Source organism: Comamonas odontotermitis, from assembly GCF_040396735.1.
GTDB classification, from domain to species: Bacteria; Pseudomonadota; Gammaproteobacteria; order Burkholderiales; family Burkholderiaceae_C; genus Comamonas; species Comamonas odontotermitis_C.
In genome coordinates, this window is sequence record NZ_JBEBNZ010000021.1 from 17,650 (window position 1) to 35,385 (window position 17,736).

Annotated in this window: 15 protein-coding genes; 8 read left to right on the forward strand and 7 right to left on the reverse strand. The window is 59.3% G+C overall.

Going from position 1 to position 17,736, the window contains the following annotated elements; translation table 11 throughout:
* Positions 1-184: 184 nt before the first annotated feature.
* The 3 genes from ACH2DG_RS16320 to ACH2DG_RS16330 all read left to right on the forward strand — a co-directional run bounded on the left by ACH2DG_RS16320 (position 185) and on the right by ACH2DG_RS16330 (position 3,903).
* Complete coding sequence (locus ACH2DG_RS16320; protein WP_395027449.1) at positions 185-1,750, forward strand: hypothetical protein; 1,566 nt, start codon at positions 185-187, stop codon at positions 1,748-1,750.
* Positions 1,751-1,837: 87 nt separating this feature from the next.
* Entirely contained in the window at positions 1,838-2,014 is a 177-nt protein-coding gene (locus ACH2DG_RS16325; RefSeq protein WP_395027451.1) for a hypothetical protein, read from the forward strand.
* A 230-nt stretch (positions 2,015-2,244) separates the two neighbouring features.
* Positions 2,245-3,903, forward strand: coding sequence for a hypothetical protein (locus ACH2DG_RS16330; protein ID WP_395027453.1), 1,659 nt, complete (start codon positions 2,245-2,247; stop codon positions 3,901-3,903).
* Between the two features lie 82 nt (positions 3,904-3,985).
* Here the strand turns inward: ACH2DG_RS16330 and ACH2DG_RS16335 are convergent, their stop codons facing one another.
* Entirely contained in the window at positions 3,986-4,471 is a 486-nt protein-coding gene (locus ACH2DG_RS16335; RefSeq protein ID WP_395027455.1) for an ASCH domain-containing protein, read from the reverse strand.
* Positions 4,472-4,796: 325 nt separating this feature from the next.
* On the opposite strand from ACH2DG_RS16335, the gene panB reads away from it, so the two are divergent.
* Both panB and panC read left to right on the forward strand, forming a co-directional pair.
* Positions 4,797-5,681: a 3-methyl-2-oxobutanoate hydroxymethyltransferase gene (gene panB / locus ACH2DG_RS16340; protein ID WP_395027457.1), complete on the forward strand. Its 885-nt coding sequence runs from the start codon at positions 4,797-4,799 to the stop codon at positions 5,679-5,681.
* 48 nt (positions 5,682-5,729) lie between these two features.
* Complete coding sequence (gene panC / locus ACH2DG_RS16345; RefSeq protein ID WP_395027459.1) at positions 5,730-6,581, forward strand: pantoate--beta-alanine ligase; 852 nt, start codon at positions 5,730-5,732, stop codon at positions 6,579-6,581.
* 115 nt (positions 6,582-6,696) lie between these two features.
* Here panC and ACH2DG_RS16350 read toward each other — a convergent pair whose 3' ends face one another.
* The 3 genes from ACH2DG_RS16350 to ACH2DG_RS16360 form a co-directional block, all read right to left on the reverse strand.
* Complete coding sequence (locus tag ACH2DG_RS16350; RefSeq protein ID WP_395027460.1) at positions 6,697-7,182, reverse strand: carboxymuconolactone decarboxylase family protein; 486 nt, start codon at positions 7,180-7,182, stop codon at positions 6,697-6,699.
* Positions 7,183-7,281: 99 nt separating this feature from the next.
* Complete coding sequence (gene sigJ / locus ACH2DG_RS16355; protein WP_395027462.1) at positions 7,282-8,229, reverse strand: RNA polymerase sigma factor SigJ; 948 nt, start codon at positions 8,227-8,229, stop codon at positions 7,282-7,284.
* A 245-nt stretch (positions 8,230-8,474) separates the two neighbouring features.
* A complete protein-coding gene (locus ACH2DG_RS16360) occupies positions 8,475-9,743 on the reverse strand; it encodes a purine-cytosine permease family protein (protein ID WP_395027464.1) in 1,269 nt (422 codons plus the stop codon).
* 499 nt (positions 9,744-10,242) lie between these two features.
* Between ACH2DG_RS16360 and ACH2DG_RS16365 the strand changes: the two genes are divergently transcribed.
* Positions 10,243-11,184: a pseudouridine synthase gene (locus ACH2DG_RS16365; protein WP_395027466.1), complete on the forward strand. Its 942-nt coding sequence runs from the start codon at positions 10,243-10,245 to the stop codon at positions 11,182-11,184.
* Between the two features lie 49 nt (positions 11,185-11,233).
* Here ACH2DG_RS16365 and asd read toward each other — a convergent pair whose 3' ends face one another.
* Complete coding sequence (asd, locus tag ACH2DG_RS16370) at positions 11,234-12,082, reverse strand: archaetidylserine decarboxylase (RefSeq protein ID WP_395027467.1); 849 nt, start codon at positions 12,080-12,082, stop codon at positions 11,234-11,236.
* Between the two features lie 220 nt (positions 12,083-12,302).
* Between asd and ACH2DG_RS16375 the strand changes: the two genes are divergently transcribed.
* Together ACH2DG_RS16375 and ACH2DG_RS16380 are read left to right on the forward strand one after the other, a co-directional pair.
* Positions 12,303-13,493, forward strand: coding sequence for a CBS domain-containing protein (locus ACH2DG_RS16375; RefSeq protein ID WP_395027469.1), 1,191 nt, complete (start codon positions 12,303-12,305; stop codon positions 13,491-13,493).
* 441 nt (positions 13,494-13,934) lie between these two features.
* Positions 13,935-15,557 carry a phosphoethanolamine transferase gene (locus ACH2DG_RS16380; protein WP_395027470.1) on the forward strand — a complete coding sequence of 541 codons (1,623 nt, stop codon included), beginning with the start codon at positions 13,935-13,937 and terminating at the stop codon, positions 15,555-15,557.
* On the opposite strand, the gene lptG is transcribed toward ACH2DG_RS16380, so the two are convergent.
* Complete coding sequence (gene lptG, locus ACH2DG_RS16385) at positions 15,532-16,626, reverse strand: LPS export ABC transporter permease LptG (RefSeq protein ID WP_395027471.1); 1,095 nt, start codon at positions 16,624-16,626, stop codon at positions 15,532-15,534. The genes ACH2DG_RS16380 and lptG overlap by 26 nt on opposite strands.
* A complete protein-coding gene (lptF, locus tag ACH2DG_RS16390; protein ID WP_395027473.1) occupies positions 16,623-17,723 on the reverse strand; it encodes an LPS export ABC transporter permease LptF in 1,101 nt (366 codons plus the stop codon). The genes lptG and lptF overlap by 4 nt, the downstream gene beginning before the upstream one ends.
* Positions 17,724-17,736 lie beyond the last annotated feature (13 nt).

The following is a 17,736-nucleotide window of genomic DNA, read 5'->3' on the forward strand; positions in this document are numbered from 1 at the left end:
GCCTCGCGATTTAGAGCCGCTAACACAACCCAGCAAATCGTAGATTTGCGGTTGAGACGAGGCGCGAAGCCGCAGGCAGTACAGGCGTACGACAAGGCGAAGCAACGACGTATCAAGGTTTGTGTTAGCGGCTCTTAGAAGTTTGGTCTTCTATACTGACTACATAAACACTGGGAGACAGTCCGTGCCGTGCAATTTCAGCATTCATGCCTTGCGCTCAATTATCTTCGCATCTGCGGTAGCCTTCACAGGCACAGCGAGTTGGGCCGCTCGAGACTTTACACCGCAAGCGGGCACCTGGGTTATCAGCGACGAGTTAGACGGAAAACCCGGCCGAGGGTTGGCGATTGATGTGCAGGGCAACACCTTCTTCATGCAGGTGTTTGGCTACGAGAAAAATGGTGACGCCACTTTTTACACGGCTACTGGCCAGATGGAAGGCAACAACATCACCGTACCACTGAAACGATACCAAGGTGGGCGCAGCTTTGGCGGGGGTGCGCAGGATGCGGTGGAAGATGGCTCGCCGGGGAGCGTTACGGTCAGCTTTGACAATGGGTTGCAGGGGACGGTGCAATTTCCTGGGGAAGCAAAAGTAGCCATTGAGCGCTTTCAGATGAAGAGCGCTGAGTTTGAAATGCGCTACACCGAGAAGGGAATGCGGCGTGTCTTTTTGATTGGGACGTTTGATGCCGAAGCGCAACATCACTTTTTTTCCGAGCTTACTATTGGGAATTCTGGCGTAGCCGGTGAAGGCATGGTGATGAGTTTACATACGGAAGCCAATGCTAATCGGCAGCGCCTGTCCTGTGAGAAGTTGACAGGGCGTGACGCGTATTCCTGCAAGAGTAATGAATCTGCAGGTGCAGTCCGAGAGGTTCAACTGAACGTCGCAAATACCGATGTTTATGGCACGGTCGACTTGTTGAAAGACGGAGTACTTCATCGCTTATCGATGAATGGCATTGCTGTAAGTGGTGGAGGTGGTGTGAGCATTACCGGCTGCGGAACGGAGCTTGACGTATATGTAGCTGATATTAATAACTGCAAACAGGTGTCGACGCCAAGCAGTGGCACCTGGGTAATTGAAGACGAGTTGTTAGGCAAGCCTGGGCGTGGCTTTGCCATAGATGTGCAAAATGGCATGGTGCTTGCACAGGTGTTTAACTACCTACCCAGTGGGGAGCCGACCTTTCATATGGGGAGCGGCACTTACCAACACATTGAACCGAGTTTTCAGCTGCACCGGTATGCAGGAGGACGTTGGTTTGGAGGCCCACCGGCGAGTGCCCATATGCTGGAATTCCCAGGGGATTTCCATATTCGCTTTTCCGAAAATGAGGTGCAAAAAGGATTTGATGCTGCACGTTTGGTTGGCATTGCCTACATACCGGGAGAAGGACCAAAGCGCATGGTACGAATGGCATTGGAGTCCGGCGCTGTCTCTGCACAAGGGCTGCTCGGCCAGTGGTGGCTCAGATTCCAGTCGAGTACAGGTATCCAACGAGAGGCACGACTGGTGAACTTGACCACCGTGGACGGAGATAAAGTGCTCAGTGACGACGGCACCGTGGGCTGTGTTCGCCCTGATGCATCTAGACCTCAACGTGTTCAATGCACATGGCCGCATGATGGTGTAGACATGAAGGCTTACTTTCACCAGGAAACCAATAACCGCAGCTATAACGCACTGCAAATGCGCGACCGTCATGGCAACCTGATGGGGCTAGGGAGTGTCCCTTTGAATTGATTCACTGCTGATAGGCGACTGGATCGTGCATAACCCACCAAAAATTGGTCAAGGGTACGCGATTTGGCATATCGGTAGGAGCCAAACATGCACAGTGAAAAAATTGGCTTTTCCGGGGGACTTCTCCGTATGAAGGCGGTGCAATTCATCGTTTTAGTGATAGCCGTTGGCGCGCTTTTTCTTGTGGTGAACGGATTATTTTCTGCGTGGGCTTTGCTTGAGCTGGCCTGGTCGGTGATTCTCAGCTTTGTAAATCTCTTTTGATATTGGCCTGCAGTAATGCATTCCACACCATATGGTTGTCGCATCTTTGGGTCTCCAGTCCCAATTTTTCATTGCGTCGGGTGCGTAACGGCACCGTTATCACGGCCCTGGGCCTGGTGGCCTGACGTTTTCGCCCGTTTAGCTGGGACGTTGAGCGTCTGCTTTCATCTGGCGAGACCGACTGCTCTTGGCCGATCTGCGACTGTCACTGAACGACCCAAAGCAGTCACTTGGTTTATAAAGAGACTTCAATCTATACTGATAAAAAATCGGGAGAGAAAATGCAAATCTCAAATGGAATTCGTTTTTTACGCTCCGCTATCGTAGTCTCGTTAGCAGTTTTTTCTTGCACCGCCAGTTGGGCAGCTCGCGACTTCACTCCACAAGCTGGCACCTGGGTCATCTCCGAAGAGCTGGACGGCAAGCCTGGTCGTGGTTTGGCGATTGATGTGCAAGGCAACACATTCTTTATGCAGGTGTTTGGCTATGAAAAAAACGGCGATGCGACCTTTTACACTGCAACAGGTCAAATGGAGGGCAACACAGTCACTGCACCGTTGATGCAGTACCAAGGCGGGCGTAGTTTTGGAGGTGAGGCCCGGGACGCGGTGGAAACCGGATCACTAGGCAACGTGACACTAAACTTCACCAACGGTCTTGTAGGGACAATTCAACTTCCAGGCGAACCAACGGTAGCAATCGAGCGATTTTTAGTGAACGACCGTGAGTTGGAAGATGCACAACTGCAACCTACGGAGCCCCACGGAAGCAGAGCAAATATCAGCATATGGTGGGTTCAAGACCAGCAGGGAAAATTTACGGATTTACTAAGCGTTTATCTGACGGCAACAGAAAAAAACCCATATCAGGTTACCATATATCGTAAATCTGAAACTAGTCGCTATAGCTGTGAACGAACACTGAAGCCACAGGCATTTCATTGCATTTCTTCCGCCGATAACTCTAAAGAGCCGAAATACCAGAATTTACGATTTCAAATGGTGGGGTCGGAGGTTGTTGGCAATGTAACCGATAAAAGCAATAGAGCCCTAAGGTTAGTTGGAACAATGCGCGGACTAGGTCCAATAAGTCCGGCATATGTACTGTGCGCTTTTTTTGACTACACTTACATGCCCTCTGGGTGTGATGGTCTGCGCATTCCATCCAATGGGACTTGGATTATTTCCGATGAACTGACGGGTAAGCCTGGGCGTGGATTGAGTGTTGACAGACAAGGACAAACAGTTATTTTACAGGTTTTTGATTATCTGCCTAACGGTCAACCTACTTTTCATATGGGAAGTTCTTTGATCGGCAAAGACCCTTTTACCGGTACATATAATGAAGACGTTGTCCCTTTGAAAAGATACCGAGGTGGTCGATTTCTAGGAGGTCCAACCATGCCAGGGACTCTCGTGGCTGATGCGCCAGAAGTTGGGAATGCAAGATTGGATTTCAATGGAGTGATTGAGAATCAGGGGGCTTGGTATATTTCAGGAACCCTGCAGTTACCAGGAGAAGATAAAAAATTTTTGAATCGTCTTGATTTACAAAGCCAGGGACCCTTGGATAGACTCCAGGGAGAATGGATAATGAATTTTTCGGCAGTACAAAAACCCGAATACTTACAAGAATCAATTGTTAAGACCGTTCGATTAAGTAAAATAACCGATAAATCGGTGATGAGCGACGACGGATTAATAGTTTGTAGCACTCTTGAAAATAATCAATATAAATACAAATGCAATCTATATAACGATTCACTGAGATTGGAGGTAGTAGGTTCCACTGAGTTCATGGCTAATGGATTTACTACTTACGGTTCAGCATTTCAGTTACGAGACAAATTCGGAAATTGGCGTGGCGTAGGTGATGTGGTGCCTGAATGAATGTCTTCTTCTGGCCGGTAGCGCCAATTCATGGGCCTCGCTGACAACTGACTTTTCCGCCTGGGCTCGTGTGGGCGAGGGGTTAGACCGTACTGCGTGCCGCTCGTGGATGGACCACACGGAATCGCTCGCATGCGAGCAGCATTTCGTGGCTGAAAGCGCGGCCTGATCTTTCGCATTCTCTTGTGAAGTATTCGAAATGTGTTTTGCGCCAGTAGTCGAGAGAGCCATCACCTTCTCCCTCGGTTGCTGCAAACTCCTCCGAAACGGCATGAAACGGAACAATATCAACTTGAACTGTTTCGATAATGCACAGCGGGGTGTCATTGGAGTCGGTTACCACGCTCAAGTCACCGGGCTTGGGTATACCTTTGCCGCTCGACTCGTACGACCAGACTGATCCAGCAGTTGCGCGCTTGATGCCAGCCAGCACCAGCTTTCCGAGCTCATCCGCCATAGACGGTGAGTCCCCGAAGCCGAATGCTTCGTAGAATCTTTCGTCTTCGATTCCGCCTTCCTCCAGACAGAATGCGGACCACATAGTCAGAACGTGGGATGGGATGGTCATGGTGCTATCTGTTGTGCGGCCCAGCGTAATTCAGACCTCAATATCTGTGGGATATTCAGGTCACTGATTGCTCTTGGAAGTGGCTTCCAGCTTGGGTTTAAGAAGGAATGACTGTTTGAACATTCAAGTATAGATATTCCAGCAAAACCCGGCAATCATCAACGCAGCGCCACCAGCTCCTGCACCCGCTGCACAGGCGACTTGATGATGAAAGAAGTCGCTTCAGGCAGGCCTTGGCCATTCACGGCCAGTGCCAAAGCGGAGAAGGAAAGGGCAAGTCCCCTATACTCGCGACAACTTCGAGCAAGGAACACAAGGAGACGCCATGTCGGTCCCTGTCAGCACCAGCGGTGGAACACCTTATGGCACGATTCCTCCCGCTTCTCCGCTACCTCGGCGCAAGCCCATCAGCCTGCCTCGTCTGAACCAGATGCGGGAGGCGGGCGAGAAGATCAGCATGATCACTGCCTATGATGCCACCTATGCCGCCATCGCAGATGCTGCTGGCGTGGAGTGCATTCTTGTTGGCGACTCCCTGGGGATGGTGTGCCAGGGATTGCATAGCACCGTTGGCGTTTCGCTGGACGCCATGGCATACCACACCGAGTGCGTGGCGCGAGGCCTGCATCGTGCCCAAGGAATCGCCTGGTTGATCTCCGATCTGCCCTATGGCAGTTATTCCGCAAGCCCCGAGCAAGCCATACACAGCGCCACGCGCCTGATGCAAGCCGGCGCGCATATGGTCAAACTGGAAGGAGGCGGCTGGACCGCGCCTGTCGTGCAATTTCTGGTTGAACGCGGCGTTCCTGTATGCGCGCACCTGGGCCTCACGCCGCAGACCGTGCATGCCCTGGGCGGCTATCGCGTACAGGGCCGCGATGCTGTTGCCGCAGCCGCACTGCACGAACAGGCCTTGGAGCTTCAAGATGCCGGGGCATCCATGCTTGTGCTCGAAATGGTGCCTGCCGAACTCTCACGCAAGCTCACGCAGGCCCTGCAGCGCTGCCATACGATTGGCATCGGCGCAGGTAGCGGCACCGCAGGGCAGGTGCTCGTGATGCACGACATGCTCGGCGTGAACCTTGGCAACAACGCCAGATTTGTACGTGATTTCCTCAAGGACGCAGGCTCGGTCAGAGGCGCCATCGAGGCCTATGTGCGCGCCGTCAAGGAAGGAAAATTTCCGGACGATGCGCTCCACGCCTGGTGATTTTTCCAGTTTTCACTTTCATCCGTGCGGAACGATTGAACCACCACCATGCAAATCACACAGACCATTCCTGAGCTTCGCGCAGCCCTGGCACACCGTGGCAGGCCTGGATTTGTACCCACCATGGGAAACCTGCACGAAGGCCACCTGTCACTGGTTCGCGTCGCAGCCGAGCTTGGGGACGTCTCTGTTGCGAGCATTTTCGTCAACCGGCTGCAGTTCCTGCCCCATGAGGATTTCAATAGCTATCCTCGTACCTGGGAGGCAGATTGTGCAAAGCTGGAAGCGACAGGTTGCGACGTGCTGTTCGCGCCGCGCGAACTCGATCTCTACCCTGAGCCACAGGTGTTCAAGGTTTTGCCTGATCCGCAGATTGCGGACATTCTCGAAGGCGAGTTTCGCCCCGGGTTCTTTACCGGCGTCTGCACCGTGGTGATGAAGCTGTTTGCCTGTGTCTTTGGATCGACAGCTGGCGGATTTGCGGTATTTGGCAAGAAAGACTATCAGCAGCTCTTGGTGGTGCGCCGCATGGTTCAGCAGTTTGCCCTGCCGATTGAGATCGTTGGCGTAGAAACCGCGCGCGCAGAAGATGGCCTGGCGCTCAGTTCGCGCAACGGTTATCTGAGCGTTGAGGAGCGCCAGAAAGCTGGTGCGCTTTCAAGCGCCTTGCAGCAACTCGCGGCCGATACGCGCGCGGGTCACCGCCAGCTTGCCGATCTGGAAGCTGAAGCCACCAGGCTGCTGCACGACAAAGGCTGGGCAACGGACTACCTCACCGTGCGCGAGCGCGACAGCCTTCGTGTACCACCGCAAACGGGGCCGGTACCAGATGTTCCGCTGGTGGCGCTTGGCGCTGCGCGGCTGGGCAGCACGCGCCTGATTGACAACCTGGAGTTTTAACGCGGCGGCGCCGCGGCCACTGTTTGGGGCGTTTCCAGTTTGGTGAATCGATTGAGATTGGATGATCAGCAGCCTTGCGATCCCGTCTTCCAATGCATCGATTTTTGGGGTCGATTCAATTCAATCCGGCCTTGTCGAGCCCGAACATCCGATCTTTCGAGCCCGGCGGGCTGCGGAAAGCAACGTTGAGGCGGTTCCAGCCGTTGATGGCAACAACACGGAAGGTGAGCTCGGAGAGTTCGGTTTCATTGAAGTGCTCAAGAGCGGCGGCATAGAGTTTGTCGGAGACCCCTTCGCCTTCAATCTTCGTCAGCGCCTCGGTCCAGGCCAGGGCCATGCGCTCCTTGGGCGTGAACAGATGGGACTCACGCCAGATGACAAGGTGGTGCAGGCGCAGTTCACGTTCGCCATGGAGCTTGGCCTGCTTGACGTGCATGTCGAGGCAGAAAGCGCAACCGTTCAGTTGCGAAGCACGGATATCAATGAGCAGGGCGAGGCTTTCGTCCAGTTTGCCGGCCATGCCGAACGCAATGTACTTCTTGAACAGGTCGGGCGAAATTTGCATGTAGTCGAGGCGCGGCGAATTTGCAGTCATGGTCATTTCCTTATGGAGGGTTTGCGTATGGGGCTTGCAGAAAACCCGATACATGAACAAGACGACATAGCCGGGTGCTTTGTGACATGCGCACCGAATTTCTCTCTATTCCTTCGCCGCCAGCATCTGCATGATGCCTGCCAGTTTCTCCGGGTTGCGCTGTATGTAAATTGCGCCGATACCGCCTCCCGTATCGGCGGCTGGGGCCAGGGCAAGGGTCTGCACCAGTTCGCCATGGTTGCGATCGTCGATGATCAGGCAGCCAGGCAGGCCATTGACCACGGTCGGCACAATGCGCCAGCCACGGTTGTCGTCCAGCCGTGCCCAGCCAACCAGGGCTTTGGCAATGCCGACATTGCCTCGCAGCGGCTTTGTGATTGCGCTGACCTTGCCGCCGCCATCGGCGAGCATCACCGCATCTTCGGCCAGTACCTGTGCCAATGTACTGATGTCCTGGGTGCGCAGGGCCTCCGCGAAGGCCTTGGCAAGGCGTTGGCGCTCTTCCTCGGCGACTTCGCGGCGTGCATAGTCAGCCTTGACGTTGCGGCGTGCCCGGCTGGCCAACTGGCGGCAGGCATCGGGATTGCGGTCCAGATGGTGAGCGATCTCGTCGTACTCCAGGTCGAACACGTCGTGCAACAGGAAGGCAGCACGCTCCAGCGGTGACAGACGTTCCAATGCCAGCATGAAGGCCACCGATACATCCTGGGCGAACTCCGCCTGTCGTTCAGGATTGGGTGCCCAGCCAAACAGGATCTCGTCCTCCAGCAGAGGCTCGGGCAGCCAGGTGCCCACATATTGCTCACGCCGTGCGGCGGCAGATCCCAGCTTGTCAAGACACAGATGGGTAGCGAGGCGTGACAGATAGGCTCCCGGATTGTCGATGGTGCTTTCATCCACCTCGATCCAGCGCAACCAGGTGTCCTGCACGATATCCTCCGCTTCGGCGCGCGAACCGAGCATGCGATAGGCCAGGGCCCGCAGCCTGCGTGCGTGCTCGGCGTCATAACGGCGAGCGCGTTCGTCGGGTGAGAATAGGTTTTTCTGGATCATGAATGCAGTCTCGTACCTGCCCCCAGGCGAGGCATGCCAGTATGACGAAATAGCCGTCAAGCATGTGACATGAATGACCAGGCTCCTTTGAAGCCCGATGCGCTGCAAAGTGCAGGCGAACTCTCGTACTGCATCTACAGTGGCATCTGCAGTTGATTTGCTGGGTTGATAGACGGCATGCGTCCTGTGGGGCCGATACCTATTGGCGGGTCAGGGTTGGCCACAAGCCATCGATCCAGCCCGTCTCAGCCCTTGGCCCGCGTAGCAAACGCCACCACAAACGTCACCACCAGCGTAGGAATCGCAGAACCCGCCACCGGCGCCCAGGCTGCCAGTGCGTGGTAGAGGGCAATACCGCACAGCCAGATGCATACCGGCAGCCAGTGGATCGGTGCCTGCACGGCAGTGCGCTGGTAGCCGCCAAACGACAGGCGGCCCAGAATCACGCCAAAGAGCGGCACAAATACCGAGCTGAGCAGCAGCAGAAAGGGCTCCAGGCTGTGCATGGGCAGCACCAGGGCGAGCAGGGTGCAGGCGGCGGCCACCACCAAGCCCCAGGCGCGCACGCTCCAGGCGGGCAGCACGCTGTGGGCCGATACGGAGCCTGAGTAGGCGTCGCCATAGGCGTTGTCCACCTCGTCCAGCAGCACCAGCGACAGGGCGATCAGGCCGCCCTGGGCCAGCAGCAGGGCGGCGACGAGGTCTTTGCTGGGCAGCACCAGGGCCACGAGCACGCCCAGGGCGTAGCACCATACGTTGGCAATGCCAAAACCGAGCCAGGTGCCGGCCATGGCCGAGCGGCCATTTTTGCCGTAGCGCGAGTAATCAGCCACCAGTGGCAGCCACGAGATGGGCATGGCCACCACCAGGTCCAGCGCGGGCATCACGCCCATGCCGCCTGCGCCGGGGCGGCTCCACAGCGCAGAAAAGCCCTGCGCGCTCGCCATATGGGTGAACTGCCAGGTCAGCCACAGCAGCGACAGCACCACCAGCGGCAGCGCAATGCGTGAGATGAGCCGGCGCACCAGGTGCACCATGGAGCCCAGCATCAGCGCCATCAGCAGGCCGCCCCACAGCAGGGTGGCGGCCCAGGGCCAGTAATCGGCCTGCATGCTGCCCGCCTGGCGGCCAATGGCGACAGTGGAGTCGCGCATCACCACCAGCTCGAAAGCGCCCCAGCCCAGCAGTTGAACGATGTTGAGCAGCACCGGCAGCTTGGCAAAGTGGCGGCCGTACACCTGGTGGATGAGGCCTGCGCTCGACAGCCCGGTATCGCAGCCGAGCTTGCCCACCCAGGCAAGCAGGCCTGCGCCGACGATGGAGCCGCCCACAATGGCCAGCATGGCCTGCTGGGGCGACAGGGCGGGCATCAGGTAGGCACCCACCTGCATGACCAGAAGGCCAACTCCCAGGCTGAACCACAGTGAGGCCAGATGCATGCCGCTGAATACGCGCTCGCCCGCCTGGACGGGCGTGAGCGCTGCATTGGAGGGTGAGGAGGTGTTGCTGCTCATGGTTGTTGTGTCTTGTCTTGCTTTGCCCAAGGTTCGAGTCTGGCCCTGCCTGGGCGCTAAGAACGTGTTTACGATCTCCTCGCGCCGCGACAGTGACTTTGCGGGGCGCCCGGCTAGGGATGGGATGCTAGGGGCGCGCCTAGCGGCGCAGTGCGCAGCCAATAGCCAGCTATTGGCAAGTGCTGCAACGACGCAGACCGCCCCTAGCCGGGCGCCCCTGACCGGGCGTCCCCAAAACCACTGTCCCTCCGGGTTGGAGTGAAATCGGGCGATTTCTGCGCGCTCGCCCTTGCTTGCACCCCGGTGCAAGCTGCGGCCCAGCGCTTCGAACTCATCCCGATTGCACTCCAACGCGGCTGCGTAGAGATCGTAAACACGTTCTAAAAAGGCGCTATTGTGCCTTGCCGCCAATCCCCTGAGGCGGCAGCGCCATACCGGTGCAGCGCGCTCCGAGGGGGGACAACACAGGCCTACAATCGCCAGCGACATGACGCGTGCAATGAATGAATCTGTAACCCCTTCGCCCGAAGTTGCAGCCCCTGGCGCTCCGCATACCTGGATGCGCGACGGCGTGAGCCCCAGTTGCGTGGTGCTGCCTTCGCAGGGCGACGGTTGGCTGCTGGATTACCTGGCGGAGCGGCTGCCCCTGGTGGCGCGGCAGGAGTGGCAGGCGCGCATGCAGGCGGGCGACGTCGTGGATGCCCAATGCCAACCCTTGCGTGCCGACCAGCGTTTTGTTCCAGGTCAGCGGGTGTACTACTGGCGTGCCTTGGTGCAGGAGACCCCGATTCCCTTTGAAGCGGCGGTGCTGTACGAGGACGAGCGTATTCTGCTGGTGGACAAGCCGCACTTTTTGCCCGTGCTGCCCACGGGCAAGTACGTGCAGAACTCGCTTTTGGTGCGGCTCAAGCGGGCCACCGGCAATGCCGAGCTGTCGCCGCTGCACCGTATCGACCGCGACACCGCAGGTCTGGTGCTGCTGTCCAAGGATGCAGCCACGCGCGGCGCCTACCAGGCGCTGTTCCGCGACCGGGCCATGCACAAGAGCTACGAGGCGGTGGCCCCGGTGCGTGCTGACCTGGCCTTTCCGCGCGAACACCACAGCCGCATGGAAGAGAGCCAGCGCTTTTTTCTGATGCACGAGGTGCCGGGCACGCCCAACAGCCACACGCGGATGGCCATCATCGAAACGAAGGGCGCCTGGGCCCGCTATGCGCTGGAGCCCATCAGCGGCAAGCGGCACCAGTTGCGGGTACACATGGCGGCACTGGGCATTCCCATCCGCAACGATGCGTTCTACCCCGAGGTGAACGACCCGCCCGAAGGTGATTTTTCCAGCCCGCTGCAGCTGCTGGCCAAGGAGTTGGCCTTTACCGATCCGGTGAGCGGGCAGGTGCACCGCTTTCGCAGCCGTCTGCAATTGCTTGAACTTCCAAAATGATAGCCTCTGGCGCTTTATGGATAAGCGTCAGAGGCAAAAAGGCTGAAAATCAGGCGGCAAAGCTGCCCATGGCTTCGCCCAGTTGCACGGGCTTGGCCGCAGCCCAGTCGGCGGCAAAGCCGGTTTTGCCGGGTGGCAGCAGCAGCACGACCGTGGAGCCCAGCAGGAAGCGACCCATTTCATCGCCTTGCTCCAGCACGATGGGCTGGGTCTGGTAATCCCAGCTGCGTACCTTGCTTGAGCGCGGAGGGTTCACCTGGCCGTGCCAGGTCGTGTACATGCTGCCCACAATGGTGGCACCCACCAGCACCATCACCACGGGGCCGATACGCGTCTCGAACACGCAGACCACGCGCTCGTTGCGCGCAAAGAGGCCTGGCACGCCGCGTGCGGTGAGAGGGTTCACCGAAAACAGATCGCCCGGCACATAGATCATCTTCTGCAGCTTGCCGCGCAGGGGCATGTGAATGCGGTGGTAATCGCGGGGGCTGAGGTAGATGGTGGCGAACTGGCCGTTGTTGAACTGCGCGGCCAGCTCGGCATCGCCGCCCACCAGGGCCGTGGTGCTGTAGTGGTGGCCCTTGGCCTGAAAGATCTGGTCGTGCTCGATGGCGCCGCACTGGCTGATGGCGCCGTCCACCGGGCAGACGAGGTCAGCCTGGGCAAGCGGGCGGGCGCCGGCGCGCAACTCACGGGTGAAGAAGGCATTGAAGCTGTCGTACCGGGCAATGTCCGGCTCGGCGGCTTCTTCCATGTTGACCTGGTACTTCTGGACGAACCAGCCGATGAAGGATGTGGTGGCTCCGCCCAGGCGGGCCGATGCCAGCTTGCCAGCCAGAGCGGTCATCCACTTTTTGGGCAGCAAGTATTGGGGCAGAACAGCAAATCGGTCACGCATAGAGGGTTTCACAGTAAACCGCCGATTCTAGCGAGACTGTGTCATCTGTTTGACAAGTTGACGCCGGGTAAGCCCGTAGATGGCAACAAATATGCCGTGCCGGAGCCATTTTGGGCTGCCGTGGCGCGTGGATTGGCGGTCGGGCATTCCAGCCGGGCAGGCACGCCGCGCCGCCCTTGTCTATGATGCAGGTCAATATTGCGCAGTTTCTCCCTGATCCATGCCTGACGACAGCAACCGCACTCCTGAACCTCCCGTCCGCGCCGAACGCCTGCGCCAGTGGCTGCGCAATTTCTGGCCGTCTTCGTCGCATGTGAATGGCAAGGAGCTGCTGCGCATGGTGGTGGGCGTGGGGCTGACCCTGCTGCTCACCGGCCTTGTCAGCCGCTGGTGGGGGCAGAGCCACCACGCGCCCTGGCTGTTTGCGGCCATGGGGGCGAGCGCCTTGCTGCTGGTGTGCACGCCATCCAGCCCCATGGCCCAGCCCTGGCCCGTGATCGGAGGCAGCGTGTTTTCGGGCCTGGCGGGTCTGGGGGCGGCCCTGGTGATTGACGACCCATCGGCCGCCGCTGCCGTGTCGGCCGGTCTGGCGGTGATGGTGATGGTGGTCATGCGCTGCCTGCACCCGCCGGGCGCCGCACTGGCGATGTGGATTGCGCTGGAGCATGGCACCGATGTATCGGTGCTGGCCTATCCGGTGGCCACCAATCTGGTGCTGCTCGTGGTGCTGGCAACCCTGTACAACCGCGCCACCGGCAAGCGCTACCCGGCGCCGCAGCACAGCCAGAAACCCGCTGCCGCAGGTGATGCGCGCAACATGCGCATCGAAGGGGTGGATCTGGATGCGGCGCTCGATCACTTCAACGGCGTGCTCGATGTGAGCCGCGCCGATCTGGAAGCCCTGGTACACATGGCGAGCCAGGCCGCTTTCAAGCGCACGCTGGGCGACCTGCGCTGCGAAGACATCATGGTGCACCCGGTATTCGTCACCACGGCCGATGCGCCGGTGCAGCAGGCCTGGGAGCGCATGCAGCAGCATGACGTGAAGGCGCTGCCGGTGGTGGACGAGAAAATGCAGGTCAAGGGCATCGTCACCTCGACCGACCTGCTCAACCAGGCGCTGTCGCAGGCGCCTGCCGGCTTGGGCGACCGCCTCAAGTCGCTCGTGCTGCGCAAGAAGAAGGCGGCCGTGGTGGTAGGTGAGCTGATGACCGAGGAGGTTGCCACGGTGCAAGGCTATGACCGCGTGGTGGATCTGATCGCGGTGTTCAGCCGGGGCCATCTGCGGCATTTGCCCGTCATCAATGCGCAGGGTAGGCTGGTGGGCATGGTCACGCAGACCGATCTCATCCGGGTGATGGCCCAGTCCCTGGCTTCGGCGCATACCACCCAGGTGCCTCAAAAAACATAGCGCAAGGCGATTGTGCTGGTTAAACCTTGGACATGTCGCGTAGGCGAAGTCAAGTGGGATACGCGCTTCTTGCGCTCTTGTTGGTAGGCGCAGAAAGGTTCTGCATCCTGGCATGCGGTTACACTGCGCACCGCTAAGAACGTGCTTACGATCTCCTCGCGCCGCGACAGTGGCTTTGCGGGTTGGGCTGCTAGGCGCAATACCGCAGCAATAGCCCCGCTATTGCGAGGATTTGCAACAACGCAGACCGCCCGCAAGGCCACTGTCCCTACGGGTTGGAGTGAAATCGGGCGATTTCTGCGCGCTGGCCCTTGCTTGCACCCCGGTGCAAGCTGTGGCCCATCGCTTCGAACTCATCCCGATTGCACTCCAACGCGGCTGCGTAGAGATCGTAAACACGTTCTAAAAACAACAACAGGCTGCCGCATCGTGCAGGTATGGATGTCACAAGAACCAACAACAGGAAAATCGACCGGCCAGCGTCTTCAGGTCTGGGCAAGCGCCTTGCTGCTGACAGGCATCATGCTGTATGGCCTGGGCTACCTGCACATCAATGACGCCCAAAGCGCCATGCGCCGCCTGCTGCTGGCGGCGTTGACCTGCGGCTTTTACCTGTACGGCGCCCGCAGGGGCTGGGCCACCAAGTGGGCCTGCGGCATCAGCCTGCTGTTTTCCCTGTATGTGATGCTGGGCATTGGCCGTGGTTATGGTTATCCGTCGACGGTGCTCGCGGCCTCGGCCCTGGAGACGGATGTGCAGGAGAGCTGGGAGTTTCTGCTCAACCTCGATGTCACCGATATCGCCCTGGGCCTGGTGGCAGCAGCGCTGGCCATTTTCTACGGCAGGCAACGCCCGCAGGCGCCCAGACGCTTCTCGGTCGTGCTCTGGGTGGTGCTGGCCATCCTGAATGTATTCGGGCTGTTCACCATACAGGCTATCAAATCGGTCGTCAGCTACCGCTCCGAGCATGCCGTGCTGGAAGCCAAGCCTGGTGCGGTGGATTGGCAGATTGAGCGCGTCGAGCGCAATCGCAACCTGAAGGTGCTGGTGATCGGCGAGAGCGTAAACCGGCGCTACATGTCCGTCATGGGCAGCCCCTGGAAGACCACGCCGTTTCTCGATGCATCGCCGCAGGTCGCAGCCTATGCGCAGTACCACGCACCCGCGCCCAATACGGTCACCAGCCTGGTGCGCACCCTGTCGTATTCGACCATGGCTGACGGCAGCTTTGACCCCGATCGCAACGTGATGGCCCTGGCCCATGCCGCGGGCTATACCGCGCACTGGATATCCAACCAGGGCAGCGTGGGCAAGCACGACACCAAGATTGCCTGGATCGCGCGGCAGGCCGACTCCTACCGCTTTCTCGACCAGCCGCCCGCCGTTGCGCCGTACCGCGATGATTTCGCCATGCTCAACGTGTTGCGCAGCCAGCTGGAGACGCCGGGCACCATTGCACCGGATGCCGTGATCGTGCTGCACATGATGGGCTCGCACCCCGATGCCTGCGAGCGCGTCACCGACATGCCCATCGCCTTCCAAAGCGGGCAGGGGCACCACATCGACTGCTACCTGACCAGCCTGCGCAAGCTCGATCTTTTCCTGCAGAAGCTCGACGAGCTGCTGCAGACGTGGCGGCCGGACCAGCACGAAATTCTGTTTGTTTCCGACCATTCACTGCGCGTCGAGCCGGCAAGCGACTGGGAGCGCTGGAAGGAGCAGCTGCACATGCCCAACAAGAACATCTACGTGGAGCCCAATATCCAGGAGGCCTACGATACCGCGCTGCTGCACATCGACACCAGCCGCAAGGCGCCCATGCGCAACACCACGCCGATCAGCGGCTATGACTTCTTCCATCTGTACGCCAACTGGCTGGGCGTGAAGAGCCCCATGGTGCAGCCAGGCAAGAACCTGGCCGCGCCCACCAGCAGCGCGCCCATCCAGGTCTACAACTGGCAGCGCATGGTGCCCTGGAGCGAGCTGCCGGATGCGCCGGTGTTCACGCCGGCGCAGACAGACGGAAAGGGCGGCGCCGTCAGCGCCGCAGCACCAGCCAGGTGAAGGCGCCGAGCGACAGCAGCGAATAGATGATGCCCGGTGCCGCCGCTGTCAGCATCGGCGGCCAGTTCTGCAGGTTGCCTGCAAAGCCGAACACATTGTTCAAGAGGAAGAAGCTGATACCGGCCATCACCCCGCCAAACACGTAGCCGGTGATGCCGCCTGAGCGGAAGTGCAGGTAGGCAAAGGGCAGCGCGAGCACCACCATCACCAGGCAGCTGATGGGGTAGAACACCTTGCGCCACAACTCGATCTCGTAGCGCTGCGCGCTCTGGCCGTTGGCTTCCAGGTGATCTACATAGCGGAACAGGTCGTAGGTGCTCATCTGGTCGGGCTTGAGCACGGCAGCGGCCACCATGCTGCGGGTCACCGTCGTGGGCCAGTCCACATCCGGCAGGTTCTTCACTTCGACACGCGCCTTGTTGCCGTCGCCCAGGAAATAGTGCTGCTCCTGCACCTGGCGCAGTTTCCAGCTGCCATCGCCAAAGCTGCCGCCGCCAGCGGTGAGCTGCTTCTGAATACGGCCCTGGCCATCAAAGCTGAAGATGCGCACCTGCTGCAGCTCGCCTTCGGGGCTGATGGAACGCACATTGATGGCGGCCATGCCATCGTCGCGCTTTTCGCGCAGCCAGGCGCCGGTCTGGCCGGTGCTCAGCTGCCCAAAGCGCTGCGCGCGCAGCAACTGGCTGGCCTGCTCGCCAGCGGGCGCCACATAGTCGCCAATGGCAAAGGTCAGCACCACAAAGGCGATGCCGATGCTCATGAGGCTGCCCAGCGCCTGCCAGGGACTCAGGCCGCTGGTGCGCAGAATGGTGAATTCGGAGGTCTGCGCCATGCGCGCCATCACGAAAATGGTGCCGATCAGCACGGTGATCGGCAGCAGTTCATAGACATGGGTGGGAATGTTCAGCGCCACGCTCAGCACGGCGTGCTTGAGCTGGTAGGTGCCGGTGCCGACCCAGCGGAACTCGTCGACCATGTCGAAAAAGAAGAACAGCGCCAGAAACGCCAGGGTGACAAAGCCTACGGTCGAGGCAATGTCGCGGTAGATCATCTTGCGGAAGGTTTTCATGCGCGGGCTCCCTTGCTGCGCAGCCATTGCAGCGGCGAGCGCTGGTGGCTGCGGAAATAGAGCAGCACCCAGGCAAGCACCGCAGTGGCGCCATGCACCAGGGTGAACGATGCCCACAGGGGCACCTTGCCCGACGACACCCAGCTCTGGGAGAAGGTCATCAAGTTGTAGTAAACGACAAAGGCGAAGAGGGCGAAGAGCAGGCTGCTGCTGCGGCCCGCCCGGGGATTGACGCTGGCCAGCCCCAGGCCCAGCACCACGAAGTTGAGGGCGGCAATGGCCAGGCCCAGGCGCCAGCCCAGCTCGCCGCGCTGCCTCGGTTCTGCACTGGTGGCGAGCTTCTGCGTAGGAATGTTCTTGACCGAATAGGAATCATTGAGGTCGACCGCACCTGCCTTGCCGATGCGCGTGCCGTACTCCTTGAAGTCGCTCACCTTCAGGCCCTGCTTGTTCTTGTCCTTTTCAACGCGCTGGCCGTCGTTCAGCACCGCAACGCGGGCATCGTCCTGCACCTCGAGGTGGGCGCTCTTGGCGCTGGTCACCGTGTCCTTCTTGGCCTCGTTGGTCACGATGAAGACGTTGCTGGCCTGCGTGTCCGATGCGCGCTCGCGGTCGATGAAGAAAACCCGCGTGCCGTCGGACGACTCCTGGAACTCGCCTGGCGCAATGCGCTCCACATCACCGCGCTGCTCGTACTGGGCACGCAGCTGCACGATCTGCTGGTTGGCCCAGGGCCACACCACCAGCGCCAGCACCGCGATCACCACCATCACCGGCCAGGAAAAACGCATCAGCGGGCGCAGAAAGGCCATCAGGCTCTGGCCGCTGCTGAACCACACCGCCATCTCGCTGTCGCGGTACATGCGCGACAAGGTGGCCACCACGGCGATAAACAGGCAAAGGCTCAAAATCGTGGGCAATTGGCCGAGCACGGTATAACCCATCACCAGCATCACATCGGATGGATTGACGCTGCCGCGCGAGGCTTGGCCCAGCACCTTGATAAGCATCATGGTCATCACGACGGTGACCAGCACCACCAAGGTGGCACCAAAGCTGCGGGATAGCTCTTTACGGATCGAAGAATCGAATAACATTGGCGGCAAGGAA